Annotated in this window: 10 protein-coding genes; 7 read left to right on the top strand and 3 right to left on the bottom strand. The window is 62.4% G+C overall.

All coding sequences use genetic code 11. The features are described from left to right. Positions 1-30: 30 nt before the first annotated feature. Complete coding sequence (locus C4N04_RS17130) at positions 31-444, bottom strand: cupin domain-containing protein (RefSeq protein ID WP_038690814.1); 414 nt, start codon at positions 442-444, stop codon at positions 31-33. 94 nt (positions 445-538) lie between these two features. Here C4N04_RS17130 and C4N04_RS17125 point away from each other — a divergent pair, with 94 nt between their 5' ends. The 7 genes from C4N04_RS17125 to C4N04_RS17090 all read left to right on the top strand — a co-directional run bounded on the left by C4N04_RS17125 (position 539) and on the right by C4N04_RS17090 (position 9,882). Continuing rightward, on the top strand, positions 539-1,324 hold the full coding sequence (locus C4N04_RS17125) for an ABC transporter ATP-binding protein (RefSeq protein WP_096771460.1): 786 nt from the start codon (positions 539-541) through the stop codon (positions 1,322-1,324). Between the two features lie 172 nt (positions 1,325-1,496). Further along, on the top strand, positions 1,497-1,877 hold the full coding sequence (locus tag C4N04_RS17115; protein ID WP_106796584.1) for a DUF559 domain-containing protein: 381 nt from the start codon (positions 1,497-1,499) through the stop codon (positions 1,875-1,877). After that, complete coding sequence (locus C4N04_RS17110; protein ID WP_106796583.1) at positions 1,874-2,803, top strand: ABC transporter permease; 930 nt, start codon at positions 1,874-1,876, stop codon at positions 2,801-2,803. The genes C4N04_RS17115 and C4N04_RS17110 overlap by 4 nt, the downstream gene beginning before the upstream one ends. Then, a complete protein-coding gene (locus tag C4N04_RS17105) occupies positions 2,800-3,927 on the top strand; it encodes an ABC transporter permease (RefSeq protein ID WP_096771463.1) in 1,128 nt (375 codons plus the stop codon). Before C4N04_RS17110 ends, C4N04_RS17105 begins: the two co-directional genes overlap by 4 nt. Before the next feature lie 57 nt (positions 3,928-3,984). Next, positions 3,985-4,956, top strand: a complete 972-nt coding sequence (locus tag C4N04_RS17100) for an ABC transporter substrate-binding protein (protein WP_086156349.1) — start codon at positions 3,985-3,987, stop codon at positions 4,954-4,956. Between the two features lie 396 nt (positions 4,957-5,352). Beyond that, positions 5,353-6,543, top strand: coding sequence for an efflux RND transporter periplasmic adaptor subunit (locus C4N04_RS17095; protein ID WP_106796582.1), 1,191 nt, complete (start codon positions 5,353-5,355; stop codon positions 6,541-6,543). A 12-nt stretch (positions 6,544-6,555) separates the two neighbouring features. Continuing rightward, positions 6,556-9,882 carry an efflux RND transporter permease subunit gene (locus C4N04_RS17090; protein ID WP_106796581.1) on the top strand — a complete coding sequence of 1,109 codons (3,327 nt, stop codon included), beginning with the start codon at positions 6,556-6,558 and terminating at the stop codon, positions 9,880-9,882. 99 nt (positions 9,883-9,981) lie between these two features. Here C4N04_RS17090 and ureG read toward each other — a convergent pair whose 3' ends face one another. Both ureG and C4N04_RS17080 read right to left on the bottom strand, forming a co-directional pair. Beyond that, positions 9,982-10,593: an urease accessory protein UreG gene (gene ureG / locus C4N04_RS17085; protein WP_038690830.1), complete on the bottom strand. Its 612-nt coding sequence runs from the start codon at positions 10,591-10,593 to the stop codon at positions 9,982-9,984. 89 nt (positions 10,594-10,682) lie between these two features. After that, the gene (locus C4N04_RS17080) at positions 10,683-11,354 is read right to left on the bottom strand and encodes an urease accessory protein UreF (RefSeq protein WP_106796580.1); all 672 of its coding nucleotides are present in this window, start codon (positions 11,352-11,354) and stop codon (positions 10,683-10,685) included. Positions 11,355-11,357 lie beyond the last annotated feature (3 nt).

Here is an 11,357-nt window from a genome sequence, read left to right as displayed (position 1 = left end):
CCGGGGAACGACGCCTTCATGCGGATGACCTCACGCCGGCACCAGCGCGTCCAGCTCCGGGAGAAGCACGACGCTTTCCTGCTCGTGTGGATCGGTGCGGGCAATAACTGCCGTGCATGGCGTGCTGCTGAGGTTCGCCGGCATATGCGGCACGCCGGCCGGGATGTAGAAGAGCTCGCCGGCATGGGTGATGACGTGATGCTCCAGCCGGTCCCCGTACCAGGTATGGGCCTCGCCGGAGAGGACGTAGATCGCCGTCTCGTGCGCCTCGTGCAGATGCGCCTTGGCGCGTACGCCGGGCGGGATCGTCAGGAGGTGCATGCAGATGCCCTTGGCGCCGACCGTCTCGGCCGCTATCCCTTCGAAGTAGCTGAGCCCCTGCTTGCCGTCATAGGCATGCTTGGGGCGAACGATGTGGCAGGTAGGTTGTGATGTCGCGTCCATTCTCTTCCTCCATGAAATGTGCCGCCGGCAGTGCCTGTGGCGATGGTAACATGCAAACCGCCTCCCCGCGGCGAAAACAAGAACGGTCGCATTGATGCAAGCACCCTCCGTCGTATCCGCCAAGGATCTCTGTCTCACCTACCAGGCGAATGACGGCCCGGTGCAGGCCCTCAGCGATGTCAATCTCGATGTCCGCAAGGGCGACTTCGTCTCTTTCATCGGCCCGTCGGGCTGCGGCAAGACGACCTTCCTGCGCGTCATCGCCGATCTCGAAAAGAGCACGTCGGGCGAGATTTCGATCAACGGCATGACGCCGGAAGAAGCCCGCAAGGCTCGCGCCTACGGCTATGTCTTCCAGGCGCCGGCGCTCTATCCCTGGCGCACCATCGAAAACAACATCGCCCTGCCATTGGAGATCATGGGTTATTCCGGCGCCGACCGGGCGAGGCGCATCGCCGAAGCGCTCGATCTCGTCAGCCTTTCCGGTTTCGAGAAGAAATTCCCCTGGCAGCTTTCCGGCGGCATGCAGCAGCGCGCCTCGATCGCCCGCGCGCTCGCCTTCGACGCCGATCTGTTGTTGATGGACGAGCCTTTCGGCGCGCTGGATGAAATCGTCCGCGACCATCTGAACGAAGAGCTGCTGAAACTCTGGGCGCGCACCAACAAGACGATCTGTTTCGTCACCCACTCCATTCCCGAGGCGGTCTATCTCTCCACCAAGATCGTGGTGATGTCGCCGCGCCCGGGCCGCGTCACCGACGTGATCGACTCGCCCCTGCCGGCCGAACGCCCGCTCGACATCCGCGACACCCCCGAATTCCTGGAGATCGCCCATCGCGTCCGCGAGGGGCTGAGGACGGGGCATAGCCATGAGGTTTAGGCGCGTGTTGTCGGAAAAGACCCCTCCCCAACCCCTCCCCACAAGGGGGAGGGGCTTGAGCGCCGAACCCGCCGCCAGCCTTGATTCTATTTCGCGACCGTCGCTGGAGAACTCGGCGAGCGCGGCAGGTTTGCCCCTCCCCCTTGTGGGGAGGGGTTGGGGAGGGGTTTAAATGCCACATTCAAACATCACCCCCAAAACCCGCGACACGGCAAAGCGCCTTCGTCGTGAACTCACGAAAGCCGAGGCCGCGATGGGGGACATGCTGCGCGATCTCAGGCCCTATGGCGCGAGATTCAGGCGTGAGACGCCAATTGGTCCCTATATCGCGGATTTCGCTTGGCTTTCAGCAAGACTGATTGTCGAAGTCGACGGCGACAGTCACGAGACGGTCGAGGGTCGGCGACATGATCTCGCCCGCGATGCATTCCTGCGCAGTCAAGGTTTCACAGTGCTGCGCTTCGACAACGCCCTGGTGCTCGACGGACCCGACTACGTGTTTATCACCATCGAAAAACACGCCGCTCCATTTTTGAAGGAGCGCGTCGCGTGAAACCCGATACTTTCAAAAACAAGGTCGTCCCCGTCACCACCATCCTGCTCGTCCTCGTCGCCATCTGGTATGTCGCCGCGGTCCTGATGAACGCGCCGTTCCAGCGCGACATGGACAGCCGTGCCGGCGCCACACCGACGACGTTCGAATTCATCGGCAAGACGCTGGCGCAGCCGAAACCGATCCTGCCGGCGCCGCATCAGGTGGCGCAGAATGTCTACGAGAACACCGTGCTGCGCAGCCTGTCGAGCAATCGCAGTCTCGTCTATCACAGCTGGGTCACGCTCTCCTCCACCCTGCTCGGCTTCGGCTTCGGCATGCTGCTCGGCATTCTCCTTGCCGTGCTGATCGTGCACAACCGCGCCATGGACCGCTCGCTGATGCCGTGGCTTGTGGCGAGCCAGACCATACCGATCCTCGCCATCGCGCCGATGATCGTTATCATTTCCTACAATGTGCTGACCGGCGACAATGCGCTCGCCCATCTCCTGAACCTCGATTCCGACGCCTCCCGCCTCGCCTCCAAGGCGCTGATCTCCACCTACCTCTCTTTCTTTCCCGTCGCCGTCGGTATGGTGAAGGGATTGCGGTCGCCTGAGATCATGCATCTCGACCTGATGCGCACCTATTATGCCAGCCCGATGCAGACTTTCTGGAAGCTGCGCGTTCCGGCATCGATCCCCTTCCTCTTCACCTCGATGAAGGTCGCAATCGCCGCAAGCCTGGTCGGCGCCATCGTCGGCGAGCTACCGACGGGGGCCACCGCCGGCATCGGTTCGAAGCTGCTTGCCGGCTCCTATTACAGCCAGACGGTCGACATCTGGGCGGCCCTCGTCGCCGGATCGCTGCTGGCCGGCATCCTGGTTGCAATCGTCGGCCTTGCTGCGAAGATGGTCGACCGCGCCATGGGCGGGAGGCCGGCATGAGACATCTGTCCTTCTCCTGGCAGGGCGTGACCGCTCTCCTTCTCTGTATGGCTGCACTGATCAACTTGCCGCTTTTGGCCGAGGGCGCACCCCGGCCCTTGACGGACGGCGCGGCCAGCCTCGTTTTCATCATCGTTATCGCCGCCGCCCTGCTGTCCTTTGCGCCGCAGCCGCCGGCCTATCGTGCCACCGTGCTGTTCATCGGCGCCCATGGCGCCGCCTGGATGCTGCTTTCCGCTCTCTCCGGCAACGAGGGCATGGCCAGTCGGGCGTTCTTCCTGCTGCTCTTCGCCTGCTGGCTGCTGGCTTGGCGATGCGTCACCGAGCTTTCGAAACAGCAGCCCGTAACCGCCTTCGGCAAATCGACGCTTCAACTGCTGATCCCGGCAATCTTCGGCGCCTGGATCCTGATCCTCTGGGAAGCAGCCACGCGCGGCGCCGGCATTCCCTTCATCATCCTGCCGCCGCCGAGCGCCATCGGCGCCCGTATCATCGCCTCCCTGCCGATCCTCGGTGCCGACGTCAGGCAGACGATCTTCAAGGCAGTGCTGATCGGTTATATCGTCGGCTGCCTCAGCGGCTTTGTCGTCGCCGTGCTGGCCGACCGCATCACCTTCCTGCGCCGCGGTCTGCTGCCGATCGGCAACATGGTCTCGGCCCTGCCCATCATCGGCGTCGCCCCCATTATGGTCATGTGGTTCGGCTTCGACTGGCCGTCGAAAGCGGCCGTCGTCATTATCATGACCTTCTTCCCGATGCTGGTGAATACCGTCGCCGGGCTTGCAGCCTCCGGCAGCATGGAACGCGACCTGATGCGCACCTATGCCTCGAGCGACTGGCAGACGCTGCTCAAGCTCAAGCTTCCGGCGGCCATGCCGTTCATTTTCAACGCACTGAAGATCAACTCGACGCTGGCGCTGATTGGTGCCATCGTTGCCGAATTCTTCGGGACGCCGATCGTCGGCATGGGCTTCCGCATCTCCACCGAGATCGGCCGCATGAATGTCGACATGGTCTGGGCGGAAATCGCCGTCGCGGCGCTGGCCGGCTCGATCTTCTATGGCGTCATCGCCCTGACCGAACGGGCGATGACATTCTGGCATCCGTCTATCCGTGGTGGCTAGACGCGCGCGGGCTCGCAAACGGGTCCGGGCATAACTTCAGAGGGTAAGGATAAGAAAATGAGAAAGTTGATGGTTGCAATGATGGCGAGCGCGATGACGCTTGCCGCCGCGCACGCGATGGCCGCCGACAAGGTGGTGCTGCAGCTGAAATGGGTCACGCAGGCCCAGTTCGGCGGCTATTACGTCGCCAAGGACAAGGGCTTCTACAAGGAGGAAGGTCTCGAAGTCGACATCAAGCCGGGCGGTCCTGATATCGCCCCCGAACAGGTGATCGCCGGCGGCGGCGCCGATGTGATCGTCGACTGGATGGGCGGCGCTCTGGTTGCCCGCGAAAAGGGCGTTCCGCTCGTCAACATCGCTCAGCCTTTCCAGAAGTCGGGCCTGCAAATGATCTGCCGGAAGGACGGCCCTGTTAAGACCGAGGCCGACTTCAAGGGTCATACGCTCGGCGTCTGGTTCTTCGGCAACGAGTACCCCTTCTTCGCCTGGATGAACAAGCTCGGCCTGTCGACGGAAGGCGGCCCGAACGGCGTCACCGTGCTGAAACAGAGCTTCGATGTGCAGCCACTCGTCCAGAAGCAGGCCGACTGCATCTCGGTCATGACCTATAACGAATACTGGCAGGCGATCGATGCCGGCTTCAAGCCGGAGGAACTGACGGTCTTCAACTATACCGAGATGGGCAACGACCTCTTGGAAGACGGCCTCTATGCGATGGAGGACAAGCTGAAGGACCCGGCCTTCAAGGAGAAGATGGTCAAGTTCGTCCGCGCCTCGATGAAGGGCTGGAAATATGCGACCGATAATCCTGACGAGGCCGCCGAGATCGTCGTGGACAATGGCGGCCAGGACGAAAACCACCAGAAGCGCATGATGGGCGAAGTAGCCAAGCTCGTCGGGGACGGCTCCGGCAAGCTGGATGAAGCTCTCTATGCCCGCACGGCAAAGGCGCTGCTCGACCAGAAGATCATCAGCAAGGAGCCATCTGGCGCCTGGACGCACGACATCACCGACGCCGCCTCCAAGTAAATCCGCTGCAATGCAACGGGAAACGCGCGGGGAGATTTCCGCGCGTTTCGTCTTTTTCCGTGCTTAGAAAATAAATGGCCCGCGTCTGTCGCATTTGTCGGACGTCAAACGTCATTGGGTAGAGGCGAGATCAATCATCGTCATGCTCACATAACCTTCCGATGATTGATTCAAGTTAGCATGGTAATTATTATGAGCTCGTGGGGAATTGTTTTCTGCCGGACTTGCATATCGAGCAAATCGATACCAATTAGAGACCGATTTTCCGGTGAGGGACGAAGACGGCAAATGAAGTGCGGATACCCTTGAGAATACAGGAAGGCAGTGGCCTGATCGCGAGCTGATCTGCAGACGCGCGAATTCGGCCAACCTTGTTACAAGATTGGACGAAGACGAATGGCACGCAAGCCGATTGGAATTCTAGGCGCATCCACCCTCTTTGCAGCCGCACTTGCTGCATCCTCCGCCTTTTCGCAGGAAACGCCGGTCGCAAAACCGCAGCAGAACCTGCCGGCGATCGTCGTCACCACGGCTGTAAATCGCACCCTCGTCGACCGTGTCATCGGCACGGGAACGGTCAAGCCAGTCGAAGAAGTCTATATCCAGCCGCAGGTCGAGGGCCTGTCGATCCGCACGCTGAGAGCCGATATCGGCGACAAGGTTCAGGCCGACAGCACATTGGCGACGCTCAACGATGACGCGCTGGTCCTGGAGAAGAGCCAGATGATGGCGACGAAGGCCAAGGGCGAGGCAAGCCTCGCCCAGCTGCGCGCCCAGCTCATCGAGGCGCAGGCCAATGCCGAACAGGCTAGGCAGCAGCAGGCCCGCGCCCAGGAAATGGTCAAGAAGGGCACGGTTTCCACCGCCCAGGTCGAGCAGGCCGATGCGACCGCCGCCGCCGCCAATGCCCGCGTCGTCTCCGCCGAGCAGGCGATCGAGGTCGCTGAAGCTGACCTCAAGGTCTTCGACAGCCAGATCGCCGATGCCGATCTGAAGCTGGCGCGCACCGATGTGAAGACGCCGGTCGCCGGCACGATCTCGGCAAAGAACGCCAAGGTCGGCGCCATTGCCGCCGGTAACGGCGACCCGCTGTTCACACTCATCCGCGACGGCGATATCGAGCTCGTCGCCGAGGTCGCCGAAAGCGACATCGTCAGGATCATGGCCGGCCAGAAGGCGACGATTTCGCTTTCCGGCAGCCGCGAGAAGCTTTCCGGCGCCGTGCGCCTCGTGTCGCCGACCGTCGATCCGGGCACCCGCCTCGGCCTTGTCCATATCTCCATCGACGATGACAGCAAGGCGCGCTCCGGCATGTATGGCAGTGCCGAGATCATCGTGCGCGAGACCCAAGGCGTATCGCTTCCCTTGACCGCGGTCTTGACCGGCAATGAAGGCTCGTCGGCCCGGAAGGTCGAGGATGGTGTGGTAAAATTCGCCAAGATCGAGACCGGCATCCAGGACGGGGCCTATGTCGAGATCGTCAATGGATTGAAGAGCGGCGATGAGGTCGTGGCCAAGGCGGGCGCCTATGTCCGCGACGGCGACCGCATCACGCCGGTGCGTGAACAGCCCTCGGCTTCCAACTAAAGAGACCATCCGATGAATTTTTCAGCCTGGTCCATTCGAAACCCGATCGCGCCGCTGCTGGCCTTCTGCCTGTTGATATTCATCGGCATCCAGTCCTTCAACACGCTGCCGATCACACGCTTCCCAAACATCGACGTGCCGCTGGTTTCGATCAGCGTGACGCAGAGCGGCGCTTCGCCGGCCGAACTGGAAATGCAGGTGACCAAGGAGATCGAAGACGCGATCGCCTCGATCACCGGCATCGACGAAATCCAGTCGACGGTAACCGACGGCAGCTCGCAGACCAACGTCATGTTCCGCATGGAAGTGCCGACGGAACAGGCCGTGCAGGACGTCAAGGATGCGATCGACCGCATCCGCAGCGATCTGCCGGCGACAGCCGAAACGCCGATCGTCACCAAAGTCGACGTCGAGGGCCAGGCGATCCAGACCTTCGCCGTTTCCTCGCCCGACATGTCGCTCGAAGAACTCTCCTGGTTCGTCGACGATACGGTCAAGCGCGCCCTGCAGGGCCAGGCCGGTATCGGCCGCGTCGACCGCTACGGCGGCGCGGAGCGCGAAGTGCGCATCGAACTCACCCCCGCCAAGCTCGATGCCCATGGTATCACCGCCGCAAGCGTCAACCAGCAGCTGCGCGGCACCAACGTCGACCTCGGCTCCGGCCGCGGCCAGGTGGCGGGCAGCGAACAGGCGATCCGCGTACTCGGCGATGCCCGCAATGTTGCCGAACTCGCAGACACGACGATCGCACTGCCGAACGGCCGTTTCGTCAAGCTGTCCGACCTCGGCGTCATCAAGGACACTTATGAGGAGCCGAAATCCTTCTCGCGCTTCAACGATACGCCTGTTGTCACCTTCGGCGTCTTTCGTTCGAAGGGCGCCAGCGAGGTCAGCGTCGCCGAAACCGTAGCGCAGAGCCTCGACAAGGTCAGAAGCGAAAACCCGAATGTGAAGATCGAGATGATCGACGATTCGGTGTATTTCACCTACGGCAACTACGAAGCGGCCATTCATACGCTGCTCGAAGGCGCGCTGCTCGCCGTCATCGTCGTCCTGCTCTTCCTCCGGAACTGGCGCGCGACGCTGATTTCGGCGATCGCGCTGCCGCTGTCTGCGATCCCGACCTTCTGGGTCATGGACATGATGGGCTTCTCGCTGAACCTCGTCAGCTTCCTGGCCCTGACGCTGGCGACCGGTATCCTCGTCGACGACGCGATCGTCGAAATCGAAAACATCGCCCGCCATATCAAGATGGGCAAGACGCCCTATCGGGCGGCGATCGAGGCGGCTGATGAAATCGGCCTCGCCGTCATTGCCACCACCTTCACCATCATCGCCGTCTTCGTGCCGGTTTCCTTCATGCCGGGCATTCCCGGCCAGTACTTCATTCAGTTCGGCCTGACCGTCGCCTTCTCCGTCTTCTTCTCGCTGATGGTGGCGCGCCTCATCACCCCGATGATGGCCGCCTATCTCATGCGCGCCGAAGACGGTGTCGACGACCATCACGACAATGACGGTCTGCTGATGAAGGGCTACACGCGCCTGATCCGCGCGACGACCGGGCATAAATATTCCCGGTATCTGACACTATTGGCGGCGGTCGGCTTCCTCGTTGGTTCGGTTATGCTGCTGATGAAGGTTCCGGGTAGCTTCCTGCCGCCCGAAGACGCCTCGCGCATCGTTCTCTCCGTTGAACTGCCGCCCAACGCACGGCTCGACGACACCGAGACGACGACAAAAGCAATCTATGACAGGGTCAAGGACATCAACGGCGTCGAAAGTGTCTTCGTCCTCGGCGGCGCGTCGCCGAAGGGCGATCTCGAACTACGCCGTGCAACCATCACGCTGGCTCTCCACAAGCTCGACCAGTCGCTGGTCAAGAAGGTGGTCAACGATGTGCTCGGTGACATCCCGGTCATCGGCCCAATGCTGCCGAAGGTGGAAGTCCACGGCCGTGAACGCCCGCAATGGGATATTGAAAAGGAAGTCTTCGCCAAGGTGCGCGACATTCCCGACGTCCATATCCTGAAGCTCAACGATCGGGGCGAACGCGACCTCTCCTTCAACTTCCTCTCCAAAAACGAGAAGGATTTGAACGACGCCGTCGGCATTCTCGAATCCAAGCTCCGCGCCGACCCGCTGCTCGCCAATGTCAGCGCCGACGGCGCCCTGCCCCGCCCGGAACTGCAGGTCTACCCGCGCAAGGACGAGGCCGCCCGCCTCGGCATCACCCCGCAGCAGATCTCCGAAACGATCCGTGTCGCCACCATCGGCGATGTCGATGCGGCGCTTGCCAAGATCTCGCTCGACGATCGCCAGATCCCGATCCGGGTGCAGGCGGCACTCGACATGCGCCGCGATCTTGCGGCCCTCCGGGCATTGAAGATCCAGACCGCCAGCGGCGGCACCGTTCCGCTTTCGAGCGTCGCCAATATCGACTATTCGGAAGGCGTCAGCTCGATTAAGCGCAACAACCGCAACCGTGTCGTCTCGATCGGCTCCGACCTACCGCAGGGCGTGGCGCTCGACACCGCCTCGGCCCGTTTCCGCGAGATCGTCAAGGAGACCAACATTCCGGCCACCGTGCATCTTGCCGAAAGCGGCGATACCAAAGTGCAGACCGAGATGCAGCAGAGCTTCGTCAACGCCATGTTGATGGGGCTGCTGCTGGTGCTGACCGTGCTGATCCTGCTCTTCAAGGATGTGATCCAGCCCTTCACCATCCTGTTCTCGCTGCCGCTCGCCATCGGCGGCGTTGCGGCGGGCCTGATCATAACCAACAACCCGCTATCCATGCCCGTGATGATCGGCATTCTGATGCTGATGGGGATCGTCACCAAGAACGCTATCCTGCTCGTCGATTTCGCGATTGAGATGCGTCATCAGGGCATGGGCCGCGTCGAGGCCATGGTCGAAGCCGGCCGCAAGCGCGCCCGGCCGATCATCATGACCTCGATCGCCATGTCGGCAGGCATGCTGCCTTCCGCGCTCGGCGTCGGCGAAGGCGGCTCGTTCCGCGCGCCGATGGCGATCGCGGTGATCGGCGGCATCATCGTCTCGACGGTGCTTTCGCTTGTTGTCGTGCCCTCCTTCTTCCTGATCATGGACGATCTATCCCGCCTGCTCGGCTGGATGTTCGGCCGCATGGTCGGCAGGAAGGACGAGGAGGAACTGCCGCTGTCGCCCGAGGATCTCACCCGCGTGGCCCGCGAGAACCGCAGCGATATCGATGCGCTGGACGAGCGCCTGACGGCGATCGAAAAGCCGGAAGGCAAGCGCAAGACCGCCAAAGGCAACGACACCAACGTGCTCCGGCTACCGCCGTTTGCGGCGGAGTGAGCAAAGCCCAAGAAAAAACAAACGGGCCGGGAGCGATCTCCCGGCCCGTTTTGTTTTGTCAATCATGCCACCGGCGGTTTCGACCGGCGGCGGTTTGACTCAGAGCCCGCCCTGCTCCCTGAGGAAATTGACGATCGAACTGATGCCGTCGCCGCGCTTCATGTCCGAGAAGACGAACGGGCGGCTCGCGCGCATGCGCGTCGCATCCCGGTCCATCACCTCGAGATCGGCGCCGACATAGGGCGCCAGATCCTTTTTGTTGATGACGAGCAGGTCGGATCGGGTGATGCCGGGCCCGCCCTTGCGCGGGATTTCCTCGCCCTGGCAGACGGAGATCACATAGATGGTGATATCGGCGAGATCTGGCGAAAAGGTCGCCGCCAGATTGTCTCCGCCGGATTCAATGAAGACGACGTCGAGATCGGGAATGCGCTCGTTGAGGCCGGCGATCGCCTGCAGATTGATTGTCGCATCCTCGCGGATGGCGGTATGCGGGCAGCCACCGGTTTCGACGCCGACGATCCGCTCCGAGGGCAAGGCCTGCATGCGCACCAGCGCCTCGGCATCCTCGGTCGTGTAGATGTCATTGGTGACGACGGCGACGGAATAATCGTCGCGCATCGCTTTGCAGAGCTTTTCCGTCAGCGCCGTCTTGCCCGAGCCGACCGGCCCGCCGATCCCGACGCGCAGAGGTCCGTTCCTTGATTTCATGTGTTTCACTCCAATCGAACCGGATGATAGCGACGGCGGCGGCGAGCGCCACCGTCAAATGACGCAGTTTCTGCGGATAATTGACTTCCTCACGAGCGGAACAACCGCGTCGCCTGCGTCTCGTGGCGCAGGCTGGCGATATCGGCCTGCACGGTGGCCGAGCCGAGGTCGTCGAGCGACGACGCTGCCGCCCGCCGGGCAACCTCCGCAATGTGCCCTTCAAGGCCGGCCAAAAGGGCAACACCGTCCCTCTGCCCGGCGACGCCGAGGCGGATACCGGACGAAACCGCTTGCGAGGCATAGGCGTGCAGGAAGACTGCGAGCACCTGTTCGGACCCTATGCCATGCGCACCGGCAACCGCGCCCACCGCGACGGGATAAGCGGTCTTGCCGGTCAGCCTCTCGAACACTTCGTCCGGCCAAGCCCGGGCCGCCGCTAGGAAGGCGTCTCCGAGCAGCATGGTTTCCTGATGGCGCTCGCGTGATCCGGCAAGCGCCTCTGCGAGTGCGGCAACCTCGGCGAGGCGCGCGGCTTCTGCCTGGCACCGGTGGCTTTCGGCAAGCAGCACCGCATCGTTCCAGATCGCGCCATGGCCGATCAGCGTGCCGATCCACGCCGCAAGCGAGGCCGCATCCGTGACGAGCCTGTCAGCCACCGCCCGCTCCAGCCCTCCCGAATAGGCAAAGCTACCGATCGGAAAGGCCGGCGAGAGCCATGCCGTCAAGCGCAGCATTGCCTGCAGCTCGCGATCCCCAGTCATCGA

Origin of the sequence: Rhizobium sp. H4 (assembly GCF_003013335.1) — a bacterium.
In the GTDB taxonomy this organism is placed as follows: domain Bacteria; phylum Pseudomonadota; class Alphaproteobacteria; order Rhizobiales; family Rhizobiaceae; genus Rhizobium; species Rhizobium sophoriradicis.
The sequence above is the reverse complement of the archived record's forward strand: the minus strand, read 5'-3'. Positions and strand labels throughout refer to the sequence as shown.

Excerpts from the sequence above, each read along its gene's own strand:
- C4N04_RS17095 (WP_106796582.1), top strand. The coding sequence starts at position 5,353 with ATGGCACGCAAGCCGATTGGAATTCTAGGCGCATCCACCCTCTTTGCA.
- C4N04_RS17130 (WP_038690814.1), bottom strand. The coding sequence starts at position 444 with ATGGACGCGACATCACAACCTACCTGCCACATCGTTCGCCCCAAGCAT.
- C4N04_RS17100 (WP_086156349.1), top strand. The coding sequence starts at position 3,985 with ATGAGAAAGTTGATGGTTGCAATGATGGCGAGCGCGATGACGCTTGCC.
- C4N04_RS17080 (WP_106796580.1), bottom strand. The coding sequence starts at position 11,354 with ATGACTGGGGATCGCGAGCTGCAGGCAATGCTGCGCTTGACGGCATGG.
- C4N04_RS17105 (WP_096771463.1), top strand. The coding sequence starts at position 2,800 with ATGAGACATCTGTCCTTCTCCTGGCAGGGCGTGACCGCTCTCCTTCTC.
- ureG (WP_038690830.1), bottom strand. The coding sequence starts at position 10,593 with ATGAAATCAAGGAACGGACCTCTGCGCGTCGGGATCGGCGGGCCGGTC.
- C4N04_RS17115 (WP_106796584.1), top strand. The coding sequence starts at position 1,497 with ATGCCACATTCAAACATCACCCCCAAAACCCGCGACACGGCAAAGCGC.
- C4N04_RS17090 (WP_106796581.1), top strand. The coding sequence starts at position 6,556 with ATGAATTTTTCAGCCTGGTCCATTCGAAACCCGATCGCGCCGCTGCTG.
- C4N04_RS17125 (WP_096771460.1), top strand. The coding sequence starts at position 539 with ATGCAAGCACCCTCCGTCGTATCCGCCAAGGATCTCTGTCTCACCTAC.